This window comes from Desulfonatronum zhilinae (assembly GCF_900182865.1).
GTDB lineage: Bacteria > Desulfobacterota > Desulfovibrionia > Desulfovibrionales > Desulfonatronaceae > Desulfonatronum > Desulfonatronum lacustre.
The window spans coordinates 14,447-30,862 of the sequence record NZ_FXUJ01000008.1; the positions used below are offsets into that span (position 1 = coordinate 14,447).

15 protein-coding genes are annotated in these 16,416 nt (G+C 59.9%); 4 read left to right on the plus strand and 11 right to left on the minus strand.

What is annotated here, in order from left to right; genetic code table 11:
• The first annotated feature begins 98 nt into the window (after positions 1-98).
• Positions 99-1,640: a cobyrinic acid a,c-diamide synthase CobB gene (locus AC559A_RS08240; RefSeq protein WP_498817382.1), complete on the plus strand. Its 1,542-nt coding sequence runs from the start codon at positions 99-101 to the stop codon at positions 1,638-1,640.
• A 12-nt stretch (positions 1,641-1,652) separates the two neighbouring features.
• Here the strand turns inward: AC559A_RS08240 and AC559A_RS08245 are convergent, their stop codons facing one another.
• The 11 genes from AC559A_RS08245 to AC559A_RS08295 form a co-directional block, all read right to left on the minus strand.
• Positions 1,653-2,348 (minus strand): DVU0298 family protein, encoded by a 696-nt coding sequence (locus AC559A_RS08245; protein ID WP_498817384.1) that lies wholly within the window; start codon positions 2,346-2,348, stop codon positions 1,653-1,655.
• A 59-nt stretch (positions 2,349-2,407) separates the two neighbouring features.
• Positions 2,408-3,031 (minus strand): tetratricopeptide repeat protein, encoded by a 624-nt coding sequence (locus AC559A_RS08250; protein ID WP_028572110.1) that lies wholly within the window; start codon positions 3,029-3,031, stop codon positions 2,408-2,410.
• Positions 3,032-3,107: 76 nt separating this feature from the next.
• On the minus strand, positions 3,108-3,476 hold the full coding sequence (locus AC559A_RS08255; RefSeq protein WP_035261582.1) for a hypothetical protein: 369 nt from the start codon (positions 3,474-3,476) through the stop codon (positions 3,108-3,110).
• Entirely contained in the window at positions 3,464-4,216 is a 753-nt protein-coding gene (locus AC559A_RS08260) for a YkgJ family cysteine cluster protein (RefSeq protein ID WP_498817386.1), read from the minus strand. Before AC559A_RS08260 ends, AC559A_RS08255 begins: the two co-directional genes overlap by 13 nt.
• An 80-nt stretch (positions 4,217-4,296) precedes the next feature.
• Positions 4,297-4,485: a ferredoxin gene (locus tag AC559A_RS08265; protein WP_028572109.1), complete on the minus strand. Its 189-nt coding sequence runs from the start codon at positions 4,483-4,485 to the stop codon at positions 4,297-4,299.
• A 448-nt stretch (positions 4,486-4,933) separates the two neighbouring features.
• Positions 4,934-6,088: a sulfate reduction electron transfer complex DsrMKJOP subunit DsrP gene (gene dsrP, locus AC559A_RS08270; protein WP_028572108.1), complete on the minus strand. Its 1,155-nt coding sequence runs from the start codon at positions 6,086-6,088 to the stop codon at positions 4,934-4,936.
• Positions 6,089-6,099: 11 nt separating this feature from the next.
• Positions 6,100-6,885, minus strand: coding sequence for a sulfate reduction electron transfer complex DsrMKJOP subunit DsrO (dsrO, locus tag AC559A_RS08275; protein WP_028572107.1), 786 nt, complete (start codon positions 6,883-6,885; stop codon positions 6,100-6,102).
• A gap of 3 nt (positions 6,886-6,888) precedes the next feature.
• Positions 6,889-7,278 (minus strand): sulfate reduction electron transfer complex DsrMKJOP subunit DsrJ, encoded by a 390-nt coding sequence (gene dsrJ / locus AC559A_RS08280; protein WP_028572106.1) that lies wholly within the window; start codon positions 7,276-7,278, stop codon positions 6,889-6,891.
• Positions 7,278-8,888, minus strand: coding sequence for a sulfate reduction electron transfer complex DsrMKJOP subunit DsrK (dsrK, locus tag AC559A_RS08285; RefSeq protein ID WP_028572105.1), 1,611 nt, complete (start codon positions 8,886-8,888; stop codon positions 7,278-7,280). Before dsrK ends, dsrJ begins: the two co-directional genes overlap by 1 nt.
• A gap of 55 nt (positions 8,889-8,943) precedes the next feature.
• Positions 8,944-9,942 carry a sulfate reduction electron transfer complex DsrMKJOP subunit DsrM gene (gene dsrM, locus AC559A_RS08290; RefSeq protein WP_028572104.1) on the minus strand — a complete coding sequence of 333 codons (999 nt, stop codon included), beginning with the start codon at positions 9,940-9,942 and terminating at the stop codon, positions 8,944-8,946.
• 60 nt (positions 9,943-10,002) lie between these two features.
• Positions 10,003-10,527 (minus strand): RsbRD N-terminal domain-containing protein, encoded by a 525-nt coding sequence (locus tag AC559A_RS08295; RefSeq protein ID WP_498817390.1) that lies wholly within the window; start codon positions 10,525-10,527, stop codon positions 10,003-10,005.
• A gap of 477 nt (positions 10,528-11,004) precedes the next feature.
• Between AC559A_RS08295 and AC559A_RS08300 the strand changes: the two genes are divergently transcribed.
• From AC559A_RS08300 to AC559A_RS08310, 3 genes are all read left to right on the plus strand, one after another.
• Entirely contained in the window at positions 11,005-12,378 is a 1,374-nt protein-coding gene (locus tag AC559A_RS08300) for an ATP-dependent 6-phosphofructokinase (protein ID WP_498817391.1), read from the plus strand.
• The gene (gene cobT / locus AC559A_RS08305) at positions 12,375-13,502 is read left to right on the plus strand and encodes a nicotinate-nucleotide--dimethylbenzimidazole phosphoribosyltransferase (RefSeq protein ID WP_498817393.1); all 1,128 of its coding nucleotides are present in this window, start codon (positions 12,375-12,377) and stop codon (positions 13,500-13,502) included. The genes AC559A_RS08300 and cobT overlap by 4 nt, the downstream gene beginning before the upstream one ends.
• 244 nt (positions 13,503-13,746) lie before the next feature.
• Positions 13,747-16,365, plus strand: a complete 2,619-nt coding sequence (locus tag AC559A_RS08310) for a DNA internalization-related competence protein ComEC/Rec2 (protein ID WP_498817395.1) — start codon at positions 13,747-13,749, stop codon at positions 16,363-16,365.
• Positions 16,366-16,416 lie beyond the last annotated feature (51 nt).

Below are 16,416 nucleotides of genomic sequence, written 5' to 3' on the forward strand. Positions count from 1 at the left end.
GTGAAATACAGAACAGAACTATTTTGGGACGCCCCCAGTACTGATTGCACTTCCCCCTTTTTGCTCCAAACCTTTCCTTTTTGCCTCGCATCCATCCCGTGGACACCCCTCCTCGCCTTATTCTGGCCGGTCTCAGTGGTGGAGCGGGTAAAACCATCCTTTCATTAGGCCTGTGTCGCGCCCTGACCGATCTCGGCTTGCGGGTCCAACCCTTTAAAAAAGGGCCGGACTACATTGATGCCGCCTGGCTCGGCTTGGCGGCTCGACGGGAGACCTCCAATCTCGACCCGTTCATGATGCCCGGCGATTCGCTGGTACGGCTTTTCCTGCGGGAGTCCGCAACGGCCGACATGGCTTTAATCGAGGGCAACAGGGGGCTGTTCGACGGCAAGGACACCAGCGGTTCCTGTTCCACCGCGGAATTGGCCAGGCTGCTCCAAACGCCGGTGGTGCTGATCATCAACTGCACCAAGATGACCCGCACGGTGGCGGCCCTGGTCCTGGGCTGCCGGACCTTTGAGCCGAACCTGCGTCTGGCCGGGGTCATTCTCAATCGCACCGCCGGACCGCGCCACAAGACCATTCTCCGTCAATGCATCGAGCAGTACACGGATGTCCCGGTGGTCGGGATTCTTCCGAAGATCAAACCGGATCCCATCCCGGAACGTCACATGGGCCTTGTTTCGGACCAGGAATGCGCCGAGGCGGAAACCACCCTGCGCAACCTCGCCGCCATCGCCCGTGACTGCCTGGACATCGAGGCCATTCGCGCAATCGCCGCCAGCGCATCCGCCGTGCCTTTGCCTGATGCCCCAACAGGCAGTTCTCGTGGATGTTGCTTTACAACCGGTAACGAGGCAGAAGGTGGTACTGAACCCCAAACCGGGGAGCACGAATCGCATCCGCCAAAAGAGACTGCGGAATCAGCTCTGCAGCCTCCTCGGCAAGGGAAAGCGAAGCTTGCCCCGCTCCAGGGACATACCGTGCGCATCGGAGTAGTCCGGGACGCGGCGCTCTGGTTTTATTACCGGGAGAATTTAGAGGAATTGCGACGCAATGGCGCGGAACTGGTGGAACTCAGTCTGCTCACGCCAGCGCCGTGGCCGGTAATTCACGGACTCTATCTAGGGGGCGGTTTTCCGGAAACCCAGGCCGAACAGCTGGCCCAAAACGAGGCCACGAGGGCCTTGGTCTTCCGGCTCGCTGGGCAAGGGCTGCCCATCTACGCGGAATGCGGCGGGTTCATGTACTTGGGGCAAAGCCTGATCTGCCGGGAAATCGTCTATCCCATGGCCGGGGTTTTTCCGGTCCAGACCATGCTTTGCGCCAAGCCCCAGGGGCATGGCTACACCGTGGCCAAGGTGATCCATCCCAACCCCTTTCATGCAGTAGGGCTGGAATTCACCGGCCATGAATTTCATTACTCCAAGTGCGTCACCCCGTTGCCGCCGGACGTGTCTTTTAGCTTGGAAATGCAGCGGGGAAGCGGCATCGACCAAAACCGGGACGGGCTGGTTTTCCGCAACACCTTTGCCTGCTACACCCACCTTCACGCCCTGGGAGTGCCGACCTGGGCCGTGAACTTCGTCGCGGCGGCGCGACGGTACCGGGAAAACGGACCCGAGAGCGATCAAACGTAGCCCGGCTGGAAATCAAGCTTCGACCTTGTTCAAGGCTTCCCGGGCAAGGTCGTTGACGCCGTATTCCCGCAACTGCTCATTGCGGTACAACACGACGACATGGTGGTCGTCGACAAGAAGACGCACGGCGGACGCGACTTCTGGCCCGTTTCCCACCGAACCCAGCCCCCATAGCCCCATAGCCCGTTTTCCCGCGTCTTCATCCCTCAATAGCTCAAGAAACGTCGCGCGGCCCCGCTGAACCAAATCCGGCTGCTTTTCGGCCAATCTGGCCATGCCCCAGTAGACTCCGCGCCGCAGCGGCTCGTGGTCGAGATAGTTGCCGTCGCCGGACGTCGGTTCCTGGGCGAAGGAAATCAGGATCCGGTTGAACTCCACGGCCAGCCGGGGACACCGGGCCATGCTCTCGCCCATGGACTCCGGCGCTCCCCAGCCAATGGCTCCGGACTCTTCATTCAAATTCCACATCAATCGGCGCATGACTACCCGCGCCGACTCCAAGTCCTGCTCCGCCAGCCTGGCCACCGTCACCCCGAAAGCCGATACGGCCCGCCACTTCAAGAGCGGTTCCGGGGCCAGGAGCAGAGAAAAAAGCGGTCCCAAAACCTTGCGGGGCGGTTGCTCGAGATAAGGCTCCAGCCGTTCCCGCCAGTCGTTCAGCGGCAGGAATATTGAAAAATCCCGTTTCATGGACTTGAAATGCGCCATCAGGATCTCCCTGTCCCCCATCGGAAATGAACGCTCTTTTCGAACCCCGCCTCCAAAGTTCAGGAACGGTGCTCTTCGAGCCGGGCCCGGAACTCAGGAACCACCTCAAAGCCATATTCCAGGGCCTTGTCCATGTTTTCCAGCGCCAGATCGAATTTTCCCTGGTCAAAATAGCAAAGGGAAAGATTATTGTAGGCAGGGGCGAACCGAGGCTCGACCTTCAACGCCCGCTCACAATGGTCAATGCACTTTTCCAGATCGCCCAGGGCATAATAGGCACTGGCCAGGGTCGTATGCGCCTGGATGAATCGTGGTTGCAGCAAAAGGGCCTGCTTCAGCGGTTCCAGCGCCTTTTCCGGCTCGCCGTTCTGGAGATGCACAAAGCCGATATTACCGTACGGTACAGGAAACTTGGGACGCACTTCCAGGGCTTTTTGGTTGAAATACAGGCAGCCCTCCAGATCGTTCTGGTACATCCGGATACCGCCCAGTTGCACGTATGCTTCGGCCAAAGTGGGCGAGGACTCCACCGCGGCGAAGAATTCCTCTTCAGCTTCCTTCCATTTGCGTTGAGATAGGTAGGCAACGCCCAGATTGTAGTGCGAGTTGCCGCAATCGTCGTTCTGGGCAAGCTGGTCTTTTTTTTCCTTGATAAAATCGTCGATGTTCGAGGACGCGGTCATGATCGCTCCAATTGGTTGCGGGACATCAGTCCGTTAAAAAACTCACAATTGCCGTGACGTCTGAACCGGGGATGGTTCAGTCGCGGCGAAACGTCCGTTGTTCCAAAACGTCTTCATGGGGCTGCGGCTGCCCCTGATACCAACGGCAAAACTCGTACATGGCCAGATAGCGCTCATCATTGTCCATCAGTCCCATGCACATGTCCAACACGGCTTTGGCATACGTGTTGGAATAATGCTCTTCCTTACGTTGCTGCAAAAAGCCCATGGCCATGGCCCGAGCGGTCTTGTCCGTGGTGAATTTGCGCAGATCCAGCGGATCGTTGGGCTTCTGAAACGGGTCCCACTTGTCGTACCCGAGCTTGGCGACATAGGTTTTGGCCCGAGGAGAAAGGCTCTCGTAAATGGCCCGTTTCTGCTCTTGCTGTTCGTCTATTTCCGACATGGCTCGCAGCTCCCGGGATCACACTCGTTCGGACCACACGAGCAACCGTCCTTTTTGGCCGGACCGCAACCGCCTGAAGAACAGCCAGATGACGTTTGCAGCCCCAAGTACTCGTCGTCGTATACCGTGAGCAGAGCCATGGACGGAGGGACGAGCATATCGGCCATCTGATTGTACTTCGTATTTAAGGAGGCCACCAACTCCATGCTCAGCGCGGCCAGTGCATGGTGGATCTTGTCCACATGGACCGTGGGATACGGAGCGCCGGGTGAAAACTTGGAAAGCGCGCACGTCCTGGCCTTGCCGCCGACTTCCTGCGGAATGCCGTACAGTCTGCAGGTAATGGGCCGGAATGCGTAAAGGTCGCAACGATCCTGGGAATTGAGCAGCGGACAACGAACTCGTTCGCGGGCCATGTCTTCCAAAATGGCATCCGTATCTTCACCGGAGCGCTGCCGCTTGTGGGCCTGAAATTTCAATTTATAGGCCGTGCGATCCGCCTGGTCGGCCTTGGTCAGAATCTGGTCCTTGGTTTCCTTGGGCAAAACACCATGAAAATGGTGATTCAAGTACAAGGCTTCAATCAAGGGCAAGTCGAAAACGGCGTGGCAACAGTCACTGCATCCCGTCGTGCAGGTCACGCAGTCCGGATGCTGGTCCTTGACCGTGCTGAAAACCTTGTCCACATCCTTCAAAAGTTGTTCGTATTTCGTGAAAAATGGTGAAAAATCAGATGGCATGCCGTACTCCTAAAACGCCAAAAGGAGGGCGACCCTCCTTTTGGCAAAAACGAATGACAGTTATGAAAAAAAGTCGGCGTCTAGACTTCCTCGACCGTGAGGGCGTTGGATTCACAGACCTCGATGCATGATTCACAGCCCAGGCATTCTTCTTCATTCACGGCAACGGCCTTGCCGTCCTGAAGTTCATAGACTTCAACAGGGCAAACATCGACACACTCGCCGTCGCCGGTACACTTGTCGACATCAACAGTAATCTTCCAACCCATTTTCTACCTCCAGTTTGAATGAAATCTGCTCGGGATCAATTCCGCGAGCAGGTTGTTGTGCTTCGGCGTCGCACTCCCGACGCCACGGGCGAGGTCGTCCCGTATCCGGACGAAAAGCGCCCCATCCTCAAAAGACAACCAAAATAACGCGCTGGTCGTGGTCCTGGCGCTGGAAATCCGAGCTCTCGGCACGCCCATTGCCCTTCAGGAAAGCCGAACGACCAGATATTCTTGAGACGTTTGGGCTGTTATGTCAAGAGCGTGAAGGGCGAATTTGAATAGGAATATTTTACAGTTTCGCGTATGGGACCAACGGTGTTTCTCACCAATCTCGGCCGTGGTTTCAAGCATTGAATTTCCCGGGCCGTCGGCCCAAAGAAAAGCCCGCCGCGGTTCAGGTATCGCGGCGGGCTTGCAGGTTTGGATTCGAGAATGCGTCCGATAGCGCCTACGACGCGGATTCCCTCTGCACCGCAAGAGCCACCTTGTACAGGACGGTCAGGATCAACAGACCCACGGCATACACGCCCACGGAGATGAACACCTCGGGAATCGTCGGCCAGTACTCCGTATGCACCTTGAAGGGGTTGGGAATGAACCCGCCGATGACCAGGGTCAGGCCCTTGTCGATCCAGCCGGCGACGAACACCATGATCAGGGCGATGGTCATGGTCACCGGATTGTTCCGGGTACTGGGGATGACCAGCAAGGCGAGGGACACGACGCCCAAGAACACGAAGTTCCACATCCAGGGCATCAGCTGTTCTCCACCGTATCCTCCGAACATGTAGTCAAAGGCGGCCATCTTTGCGGGGTACTGGCTGTAGTAGGCGGAAAAGATCTTCAACAGCACCATGAACAGATTGATGGCCCAGGCATAGGTGATGATCTTGGTCATGGTCTGAATCGCTTCCTTGGGGATCTTCAGATCCGAAACCTTTTGCACGATCATCAGAATCAACAGCAGCAGGGCGGGACCGGCCGCGAAGGCGCCGGACAGGAAGCTGGCCGCCAGCAGCGAGTCATGCCAGAAGTACCGTCCGGGAAGACCGGCGTACAGGAACGCCGTGACCGTATGGATGCTCACGGCCCAGGGAATGGACACGTAAATCAGGACCTTGACCCAGGAAGCCGGGCGAACGCCTTTCTTGACGGCGTGCAGCACCGACCAGCCGATGATGATGTTCAGGAAGAGATATCCGTTCAAGACCACCATGTCCCAGAACAGAACCGAATTGGGAGTAGGGTAGAGGATGACGTTCATCAGGCGTTGCGGTTGACCCAGGTCGACCACGACGAACAGCAGACAGACGACCACCGCGGAGACGGCCAGAAATTCGCCGAAAATGACCAGCTTTCCGAAGGCTTTATGGTCGTGCAGGTAATAGGGCAGGACCAGCATGACCGCCGAGGCGGCGATGCCGACCATGTAGGTCAGCTGTCCGATGTACAGCCCCCAGGAGACATCCCGGTTCAGACCGGTGACGCCCAGGCCCTGCTGCAACTGATAAACGTAAAAGACGAAACCGATGCCGATGACGACGAGGAGCGAGGCGATCCACCCCCAGTACGCCTTGTTTCCCTGTAGCGCTTTTTCCAACATATTTGCTCACCTCATATCAGATAGAAGACGTGGGGGTCGGTCCCCAGGGAAGGCTTGCGACGCAGGCTGTACCGTTCTCGCAACACCCGGCGCACTTCGGAGTCCTCGTTGGCCAGGTCGCCGAAAATCAGCGCCCCTTCCGAGGCCTCGACGCAAGCCGGAAGCTGCCCTTTGGCCAACCGGTCCTCACAGAACGTGCATTTCTCCACGACGCCTTTCATCCGGGTGGGGTAATAGGGATCGATGTTTTCGATAAACGGCCGCGGATCCCAGAAATTGAAGCTGCGCGCGCCGTAGGGACAGCCGGCCATGCAGTACCGGCAACCGATGCAGCGGTGCATGTCCATCATCACGATGCCGTCGTCGCGTTTGAACGTGGCCTTGGTCGGGCAGACCCGCACGCAGGGCGGATTGTCGCAATGGTTGCACAGCGCCATAAAAGGCTGATTTTTAATCCTTTCCGGAACCAAAGCGTGCTGTTGGTCCGGGAAGACGTGCTTGAAACTGTCTGTCCACAGCCACTTGATTTCCTGATCGCCGGGAATATGCGGCACGTTATGCAAAACGTGACAGGCATCTATGCACTTCTGGTACACCTGGGCCGTGGTGAATTTTTCCGTGTCGATGAGCATGGCCCAGCGTTTGGCGGTCAGGGCCTCGGGATACTCACCGACCTTGGGAGCCCCGGAGGCCTCTAACGCCCCCGGCGCCAGCAGTTCCATCGCCGCGTGTCCGGCCACGCCGGCCAAAGTCGTCAGCCCGGCGGCCTTCAGAAAGGTTCTTCGATTTATGGCCATGGCTTATTCCTCCCCTATTGACGGTACGACGTGGCAATCCCAGCAGTGCGGGGCAATGGCCAAGGCATCGTGACATCGATCGCAGAACGTATCCTTGTTGGCATGGCACTGGCTCGACAGGCAGGTCTTGGTCAGGCTCATGTCGAAGCGTTTTCCGGTTTCACTGCTATACAGGCGCAGATTGTCCCGAACCGCCAGGTCCCGCCAATCGTCCAGCAGGATCATGTGGTTGGCGCGCATCCAGTCTCCGGACTCGACGCACTCTTCCTCAGTCTCGGGAAAGACCAGTTCCGGGGCTTCGAAAGCCGCCCGGCCGATGTTCGACCAGAACGGAAACGTCACCAGCCCGAGAAAAATAACCAGTCCAGGTATGATTTTACCGGCGTTGTACATTATTCATCCCCCTCCAAGCCTGGAATGTCCTCGCCGCGCAGATCGGTGGGCCGATCGTGCTCTCCTTCCATGACCAGCGCATTGGCCACCAGTTCCGTCAATCCGGAGACCGAAACCTCGGGCGCCCAGTAGTCCATCAACGGAGGCAGGATGGCCCGGTCCAACGCGCAGACGTTCACCAAAAGATTCACGCCATGCTTTTCCTGTACATGCTTGACCGCGAACGCCCGGGGCATGCCGCCCATCATCCGCAGGTATTCGAACTCCCCGGCGTTCAAGCCGGTACCGCCGCCGCAGCAGAAGGTCTGCTCGCGAATGGTGTTTTCCGGCATTTCGAAGAAGTTGTTGCACACGCTCTTGAGCACGTAGCGCGGTTCCTCGAACATGCCCATGCCGCGGGACACGTTACAGGAGTCGTGCCAGGTGGTCCGCCGGTAGTCGTTGCGCTTCGGGTTCAGCTTGAGCTTGCCGTGCCGGATCAGGTCGGCCATGAACTCCACGATGTGGATCATCTTCGTGGACTTGGCGTTGTCGAACACGGTCCCGGTGATGGGCGACTTGGGAACTTCGAGAAAGTCCGCCGGTCCGTTCATGGTGTCCATGTACTGGTGCAGAACGCGCCACATATGACCGCACTCGCCGCCCAGGATCCATTTTACGCCAAGACGCTTGGCTTCGGCGTACATTTTGGAGTTGAGCCGCTTCATGGTTTCCTGGCTGGTGAACAACCCGAAGTTGCCGCCCTCCGAGGCGTAGGTGCTGATGGTGTAGTCCAGGCCGATGTGCTCGAAGAGCATCAGATAGCCCATGTAGGTGAAAATGCCGGGATCGGCGAAAACGTCCCCGGAAGGAGCGATGAACAGCACCTCCGCGCCCTTGCGGTTGAACGTGGGATTCAGGCGAACGCCGACGTATTCCTCGATGTCGTCCACCAGGAAGTCGATGTTGCCCTTGAAGGTGTGCGGCTCCAGGCCCAGATGGTTCCCGGTACGATAGCAGTTGGCCGCCGCGCCGAGGATCCAGTCAATGTTCACGCCGATCAGGTTGAGCAGTTCCCGGACGACGATGGTGATTTCCGCGGTGTCGATGCCGTAGGGACAGTACAGGGAGCAGCGCCGACATTCCGTACACTGGTGAAAGTAGTAGAACCACTCCTTGATCACGTCCTCGGTCAACTCGCGCCCGCCGGCGAAGGTACCCAGCATGCGCCCCACCGCGGTGAAGTCCTTGCGGTAGATGGATCGGAGCAGTTCGGCCCGCAACACGGGCATGTTCTTGGGGTCGCCGCTGCCGATGAAGAAGTGGCATTTGTCGGCGCAGGCTCCGCAACGGACGCAGATGTCCAGAAACACTTTCAGGGAGCGATACTTTTCCAGACGCTCCTTAAGACCTTCGTGAATGATCTCTTTCCAGTTGGGAGGCAGCTTCCAATCCTCGTCCGTGGGGTTCCATTCTCGGGGGTTGGGCAATCCGAGCGTCTCCAGACTGCTCGCCTTCCCCGGGTACCCCCACGTCCCGGGAACGAGGTCCACCCGGGGATCCATCCAATCTTTCTTGGGGGGAATATGCGATACCCGGAGCAATTCTTCTGGCTTTGGCGCTTGTGACATAACGACTCCTTATCTTGATTACCTATTGCTTGCCGTCAGCTGCTGGGAAGCGGCTTTAGGCCTGCTTTTCCACGGGGAGGTCCGCCTCGATCATCTTTTCCCGGAAATCATCCTCGTAATGCTCGTAGGTATGAACCTTCACCGGGGCGTTCCAGGGGTTGACGTGGCGAACCATCCGGCTGTCGTTGGGCAGGTTGCGGGTCGGGCTGAGAAACACGCCGCCCAGGTGCATCAGCTTGCTGAAGGGAAAATAGGCCAGCAACACGCTGAACAAAAAGAGGTGAATGAAGAACATCACGCCGATCCCTTCCGGTATCGTGGGGGTAAAGGTGGCCAAGCCCATGGCCAGGACCTTCACGCTCATCAAGTCGACCTTGAAGATGGCGAAGTAGCGCATCATGATGCCGGAAAGGGCGATCCCCAGGATCAGGAACAGCGGAAAGTAGTCGGCGGGCAGGGAAATGTAGCGAAGCTGCGGGCTCGCCAATCGCCGAACCAGAAGAAACAGCAGCGCGGCGACCAGGATGACGTCCGTCTGGTAAATCACCGGGGAGCCGATCTGCAACATGCCGTCAATGCTCTCCAGGGCCTGCACGAAATACGGCACGGGCTCGGTGAAGAAGCGCAGGTGTCGGATCACGATGGTCAGAAAGGTGTAGTGAAAAAGAATGCCGCCCAGCCAGAGCCACTTGTTGGACCCGTAGGCCAGTTTGCCCTCGGTGATTTCAGCCTTGGTGTTGCGGAACAAGGACCGAAACAGCAGGACTTCCATGGCCATCCGGCCCACGACGCCCCAAGTGGTGTAGGGGCTGTCGATTTTGGACGGCTTGATCCAGTCCAGGCTTTTTTGTTGTCCGGCGGTTGTGGGGATGCGGAACGGCACCGGCGACTTGGCCCATCCCAACACCCGCATGGTGAAGCCGATCAGAAAGACCAGAATCGCCGCATACGGGACCACGATGCCGAAAATGGCCTGTAAACCGAGCAACCCGGCTCCCAGGTAGACAAAAAGGGACATTCCCAAGACGAGTAACAAAGAGTACCACACTGCCATTTCCCTACCTCGCTTTGCTGTTGATGCTCCAGTGGTTGCGTTGAATGGTCGTCCACCCCGTCAGGCAAGACGGGTTTCCTCACTCATCAGGTTGGCCCGCTTCAAAAGCTGGGTATGCCGGTTGATGAACTCGCTGTTTTTGATGTCGGACAACGTCTGGCGGCATTGAGCGTAGACGTCGAAGGCCACCAACAAAACGCCGTCGACCCGCTCCTCAAAGGCCGCGAGCTGCTTTTCCAGGCCCTTGGACTGAATCTCCGCGCCCAGCTCGTCGCGGATGATTTTTTTGACGAAGAGCAAAAAGGCCAGGGAGTTGGAAGGAGCGAACCCCTGAACGGCCCGGATGCGGACCATGCTGTCCAACATTGGACGGATCTGTTGGACATCCAGTCCGGTCAGCATGGCGTCCAAAATCTCGGACAGCCCCTTGCTCATGGCGTGGCCCACGGGATTGAGAAACTGATCATTTTCCTTGGAATAGAAGCGGGCGCTTTCGGAAGGATAGGTATGCAGGGTCGCAGCCGTCCAACGCTCGACCAGCATGCTTCGATTTTCCTTGAGAAGTTCAATTATGTCGTTGGTCATGGATTCGGCCGGAGTGTCGGTATCAGGTTAATGAAAAAAAGCGCATGCTCACGCGAAAACTTCTTGATATTCGACCGAGGCGAGCTTTGTTCAAGGATTGAGAACGTTCTAAGACGCCCTGCCCGAAGTAAGCCCGCCCAGGCCATTGAAAAACCAAAAAGAACGGGAGACGATCCCCCGTGCCATGGTTGAGTAATACTTTTTTTGAACAAAAACGCTGTTGTCCGTGTATTCTCGATTCAGAAAGCGAGTATCTGATTGAGAAATTTGTGTCAAGGTGCCCTGCGTGACAATATCGTCTCACATGGAGCCCAAGCCGCCGACCTCAAAGGGAGTGGTAAAACGAATTCAGGTTGGTTTGCCATTCGAGGCGCTTTGTTTCATAGTGCGGCTCATTTCTTGCCATTACACCAATCTATGTCCGGCGTGTTCGGCGAAAAACCTTTCCCCGAACACGTTGCGACTCCGGAGGACACCATGAGCGACACGCAAATAAGTATGCATATGGAAGACGATATTTCCACCGCCATTCCCAACCTGGGCCCGGCCAAGGTCCGCTCCCGCATGGAGTGCGCCCTGTTCATCAATGAAGACCAGCGGGTTCAGCTTTTCGTAACCAACGAAGAGGGCGAGACCGGCACCAACGGCACGAAGACTTACGATTTCGAGCCCGCCGGCCCCCGGGGCAACCTCTACTTCGACCCCCCGAAGACCAAATGCGCCATCGTCACCTGCGGCGGCCTTTGCCCGGGCATCAACGACGTCATCCGCGCCCTGGTCATGACCGCCCACCACAGCTACGGCGTGGCCTCCACTCTGGGCATTCGCTACGGTTTGCAGGGCTTCATCCCGACTTACGGCCACCAGTTGATGGAACTCACTCCGGACAAGGTCGCCAGTATTCATGAGTTCGGGGGAACCATCCTTTCTTCCTCCCGCGGCCCCCAGTCGCCGGAGGAAATCGTCGACGCCCTGGAGCGGATGAACGTCAGCGTCCTTTTTCTGATCGGCGGCGACGGGACCATGCAGGCCACCCTGGTAATCCAGGAGGAAGTCGCCAAACGCGGGCTTAAGCTCTCCGTGATCGGCATCCCCAAGACAATAGACAACGACATCAACTTCGTCCCCCGCTCCTTCGGCTTCGACACCGCTGTGGAAAAGGCCACTGAATCCATTCGTTGCGCCCACACCGAGGCCCTGGGAGCTCCCAACGGCATCGGCATGGTTAAGCTGATGGGCCGGGAGTCCGGGTTCATCGCGGCCCAGGCCACGCTGGCCCTGAAAGACGTCAACTTCGTGCTGGTCCCGGAGGACTCCTTCGAAATCCACGGCCCCAACGGCTTTTTACAGGCCCTGGACGACCGCATCCGTCGCCGCGGGCACGCCGTGGTGGTGGTGGCCGAAGGGGCGGGACAGGACCTCCTGGCCGCTTCCAGCCAGACCGACGCCTCGGGCAACCCTGTACTGCGGGACATCTGCGGTCTGTTACGACGAGAAATCGACTCCTACTTCAAATCCAAGGACATGGATTACACCCTGAAGTTCATCGATCCCAGCTACATCATCCGCTCGGTCCCGGCCAATGCCAACGACCGGGTTTATTGCGGATTCCTGGGCCAGAACGCCGTGCATGCGGCCATGGCCGGCAAAACCGGGATGGTGGTCAGCAAACTGCACGGGCATTACATCCATCTGCCGCTCAGCCTGGTGGCTGGAAAGCGCAAGAAGATCAACACGGTCAGCAACTACTGGCAGGCCGTGCTCCAATCCACCGGTCAACCTGTACACATGAAAACACCCCCGACGGACTATCCTCAGGGCGCGACTTGCAAACTGGACTTCCAGTCATGAACCAGCCCACTTCACTCCCCAACGCATCGTCCGCGACCAGCCTGCTCCAAGACTGCGTCCAGGCCGTCACTCCCCTGGACCGCTCCGCGACATCCGCCATCCAGGCCCGGCTGGACGACCTGACCAAACCCCGGGGCAGTTTGGGCCGTTTGGAGGAATTGGCCTTGCACCTGGCCCTGATCAGCCGCGACGCCGGTCGCGGCCCAAGCCCCAAGGTCGACCCGTCCCGCATCTACACCTGCGCCGCGGATCACGGCGTCGCGGCCCAGGGCGTCAGCAAGTTCCCTTCGGAGGTCACGGCCCAGATGGTCCGCAACTTCCTTGGGGGCGGCGCGGCCGTGAACGTCCTGACCCGCGCCGCCGGAGTGGAACTACGAGTCGTGGACGTGGGCGTGGCCCACGACGACTTCACCGCCGATGTTCCGGACTCCGCCATGCTGCTGCGCCGCAAGATCAAACCCGGAACCGCGGATTTCAGCATGGGACCGGCCATGTCCGAAGCGGAATGCGCCGAGGCAGTTGCCGCGGGCATCTCCTTGGCCGAGCAAGCCGCCGAAGAAGGGGTGCTCGCCGTGGGTACCGGCGAAATGGGCATCGCCAACACCACCGCGGCCACGGCCCTTTACTGCGCCTACCTGGGGTGCGCGCCGGAACGAATCACCGGGCCGGGCACCGGTTTGTCGGCCCGCGAAGTCCGCTACAAGGCCGAAGTTATAGCCCGGGCCCTGTCCGTCAACAGCAACGCCCTGCCCCCCGCGCCCCCCTTGCGCACCCTGGCGGCCCTGGGTGGTCTGGAAATCGCCTGTCTCACCGGATTGATCCTGGGTTGCGCCAAGCGCAAGCTGGCCGTGGTGGTGGACGGCTTCATCTCCACGGCGGCCTACGTCGCGGCCTGGAAGATCCAGCCTCATGTGGCGGACTACGCCTTTTTCGCCCACGGCTCGGCCGAACCCGGCCACCGCATCATCCTGGACCAACTCCAGGCCCGCCCGATCCTGGATTTGGGCATGCGCCTGGGCGAGGGCACAGGTGCCGCCCTGGCCATTCCCGTGCTCCGCGCCGCCGCGGCCATGCTCAACGAGATGGCCAGCTTCTCGGACGCCGGGGTCAGCTCGGCCTCGTAGCCGGATTTCCCGGACGATAAGGAAGACATGTGGGTAACTATTCAGCACAAAGTAATGCTGTTGTCGGGGTCGGAATCGGAATCGGGATCGGGATCGAAAACAATGGGAAGCGTTCAATATTTTTCCTGTTTCGATACCGATACAGATACCGACCCCGACCCCGATTGCCGGAGCAAGGGCGGACACAACGTGTGCTGAGCAGATACGACATGTGATGAAATGAGGAGCAATCGGAGGCCTGAGCATGCATCGGGATCCACCTCCTTCTCGGGACAAAACGGAAGCCAACGTATCGGAGATCACGCCTCCGAAGTTCCCGGCCCACCCTCTCTGGCCCGGCCTGCTTCCCTGGCAGCACCTGCTTTGCGCCTGGATTCTGGGCATGCTGGCCTGGGAATGGCCCGTGCCGGGGACCACGGCACTGCTCCTCTACCTGACGGCGCTGCTCTGTTCATGGAGCCGTCCGCCTGGAACGACTCGACCACATCTCCCTCCGCCTGACCCATCCGCCTTTTCCCCGGGACGACAACCACCCTGGTGGAAGAACATTCGCACCGCGGCTCCCCCGCTCCTGGCCTTTGCTCTCGGCGTGGCCACCGTCCACCTGCTCCACCCCGTTCCTCCGCCAGGCGATCTCCCTGAAATCAACCACCGGAAGCCGACCACCATCACTGCGCACGTGGACGAGGTTCGCCCCCGTCCAGGCGACCATTTCCAGATCATCCTGCGGGACGTGCGGATTCACCCCACGGAGAATTCCAGCGAAACAACCCCGCGTGCCCTGGGCGGCAAACTGCTCTGGAACTGGCAGAGTCCGCCGGATGTTCCCAGCCCCGGCCGGGAGGTCCGGGTGGCGCTGCGCATTCGCCCCATCCAGGGCATGGCCAATCCGGGGATGAACCGCAGCGAAGACTATTGGGCGCGCCAAGGCATCTTTCACCGTGCCTATTCCCGGGAGGCCAACACGGCCCCCGTCTATTCCGGCGCGGCCGGCCCGGCCTGGGAATACCGCCGTCAACTCAGGGAAAAGCTGATCTCCAGCACGCCTGCCGGTCAGGGCCAGGCCATGCTCCTGGCCCTGCTCATGGGCGACCGTTCCCTGCTCGCCCCCGAGACCATGGACCTGGTCCAACGGGCGTCGTTGGCCCACAGTCTGGCCTTGTCCGGGATGCACCTGGGGTTCGTGGTCGGGTTGGGATGGCTGGGGGCCACGGTACTGGGCTGGGCCCGGCCCCAAATCTATCTGCGCCTGCCCCGCCCCAAGCTGGCCGTGCTCCTGAGCGTACCCTTGGTCCTGGGATATCTCTGGCTGGGGCAGGCCGTACCCTCCCTGCTCCGGGCGGCCCTGATGTTCGGCTCCTGGGGTTTACTGCTGCTTCTGAACCGTCAGCGGGTGCTGCTGGACGGACTGTTCCTGGCCCTGTTGATCATCCTGGCCCTGTCCCCCCTGGCGGTCTTTGACCTGCGCCTGCAGCTCTCCGCCCTGGCCGTGGCCGGACTGGCCCTGGTCTGGCCCCTGGGCCGCGAGGCCCTGCGGTTCACCCAGCGGCCCTGGTGGCAAAAGCCCCTGGCCGCGGGCCTGGGCATCCTCGCCGCAAGCATTGTGGCCACCCTGGCCCTGCTGCCCTTGCAAGCCTGGTACTTCGGTCGGATCAGTCCGCACCTCTACCTGAACATGCTTTGGCTGCCCCTGCTCGGCCTGGCGGTCTTTCCCCTGGGACTGACCGGCCTGCTGGCCCTGCTCACCCCATGGACCGCCCCCATGGCTCCGCCGCTGCTCAGCCTGGCCAGCGGCATCCTGGAAACGATGGTCGGCGGGTTGGCCGCCCTGGACCAAGCCGGCGGGCTGGAGGCGAGCATTGCGCTGCGGCCTCTCTGGCCCCAGATTCTGGGCTACTGGATGCTGCTCCTGGCCGCGGCCGCCTGGTGGCGCTCCCCGCAAAGCCTCAGGCCCGCGACCGTGTTCCTGGCCGTGGCCCTACTCGTCCTGCCCGGACTGACCACCATTCTGTCCAACCAGCGCTCCCAGATCACCCTGCGCCTGCTGGACGTCAGCCAAGGGCAGGCCGTGCTCCTGGAACTGCCCGGCGGGTCGCGCTGGCTGGTGGACGGAGGAGGGTTCTGGTCCTGGGACTACGACCTGGGCCGCAACATCATCACCCCGACCCTGACCCACGGCCGCCCGCCCCGGCTGACCGGCATCGCCCTCAGCCACGCCCATTTCGATCACTACCGGGGCCTGTTCTATCCCCTGGATCACTTTCGGATCCGGAAATTCGCCTCCCAGGGCCGCGGCCCCGAAGGCCGAGACGGAAGCATCCTGCATGAAACCCTGAACCGCCGCGCCATCCCGGAGACCGTCTGGAGCAAGGGCGACATGATCGACCTGGGCAAAGGCGTCGTCCTGGAGGTCCTCCATCCAGACACCGACTGGCTGACCGCTGCCAACCAGAACGACACGTCACTGGTCCTGCGTCTGGTCTGGCACGGCCGCCCTCTGGCCCTGATTCCCGGAGACATCGAACAGCCGTCCATCGCCGCTCTGCTTCAATCTCTGACCGACGCGCCCGACGCCCTGCGCGCCGAAGCGCTGATCATCCCGCACCACGGCAGCCGCACCAGCCACTCCCCCCAACTCTACGCCCAGATCCGGCCGGACATCGCCGTGGTCAGCACCGGCTTCCTGAACCGCTTCAACCATCCCCACCCTGAAATCAAACAAACCCTGAAAGACATGAGCGTCCCACTCCTGAACACCGCGAAGCACGGAGCCGTCACCATCCGCTGGACCGGACCAAACGCTCCGCCCAGGGTAACATCGGAACGAGGAGGGCGGATCAATCTTGGAAAGGAGAAGAAGTAAAAAGAGTGACGAATACTGAAAGATCATCTCACACGTAATCGACGTCCCCTC

What these genes read in the sequence shown, in the direction of transcription:
- AC559A_RS08255 (WP_035261582.1), bottom strand. Translation starts at nt 3,476, where the DNA reads ATGTCGGAAATAGACGAACAGCAAGAGCAGAAACGGGCCATTTACGAG.
- AC559A_RS08310 (WP_498817395.1), top strand. Translation starts at nt 13,747, where the DNA reads ATGCATCGGGATCCACCTCCTTCTCGGGACAAAACGGAAGCCAACGTA.
- dsrO (WP_028572107.1), bottom strand. Translation starts at nt 6,885, where the DNA reads ATGGCCATAAATCGAAGAACCTTTCTGAAGGCCGCCGGGCTGACGACT.
- cobT (WP_498817393.1), top strand. Translation starts at nt 12,375, where the DNA reads ATGAACCAGCCCACTTCACTCCCCAACGCATCGTCCGCGACCAGCCTG.
- AC559A_RS08295 (WP_498817390.1), bottom strand. Translation starts at nt 10,527, where the DNA reads ATGACCAACGACATAATTGAACTTCTCAAGGAAAATCGAAGCATGCTG.
- AC559A_RS08260 (WP_498817386.1), bottom strand. Translation starts at nt 4,216, where the DNA reads ATGCCATCTGATTTTTCACCATTTTTCACGAAATACGAACAACTTTTG.
- AC559A_RS08250 (WP_028572110.1), bottom strand. Translation starts at nt 3,031, where the DNA reads ATGACCGCGTCCTCGAACATCGACGATTTTATCAAGGAAAAAAAAGAC.
- dsrK (WP_028572105.1), bottom strand. Translation starts at nt 8,888, where the DNA reads ATGTCACAAGCGCCAAAGCCAGAAGAATTGCTCCGGGTATCGCATATT.
- AC559A_RS08300 (WP_498817391.1), top strand. Translation starts at nt 11,005, where the DNA reads ATGAGCGACACGCAAATAAGTATGCATATGGAAGACGATATTTCCACC.
- dsrJ (WP_028572106.1), bottom strand. Translation starts at nt 7,278, where the DNA reads ATGTACAACGCCGGTAAAATCATACCTGGACTGGTTATTTTTCTCGGG.
- dsrM (WP_028572104.1), bottom strand. Translation starts at nt 9,942, where the DNA reads ATGGCAGTGTGGTACTCTTTGTTACTCGTCTTGGGAATGTCCCTTTTT.
- dsrP (WP_028572108.1), bottom strand. Translation starts at nt 6,088, where the DNA reads ATGTTGGAAAAAGCGCTACAGGGAAACAAGGCGTACTGGGGGTGGATC.
- AC559A_RS08265 (WP_028572109.1), bottom strand. Translation starts at nt 4,485, where the DNA reads ATGGGTTGGAAGATTACTGTTGATGTCGACAAGTGTACCGGCGACGGC.
- AC559A_RS08245 (WP_498817384.1), bottom strand. Translation starts at nt 2,348, where the DNA reads ATGGCGCATTTCAAGTCCATGAAACGGGATTTTTCAATATTCCTGCCG.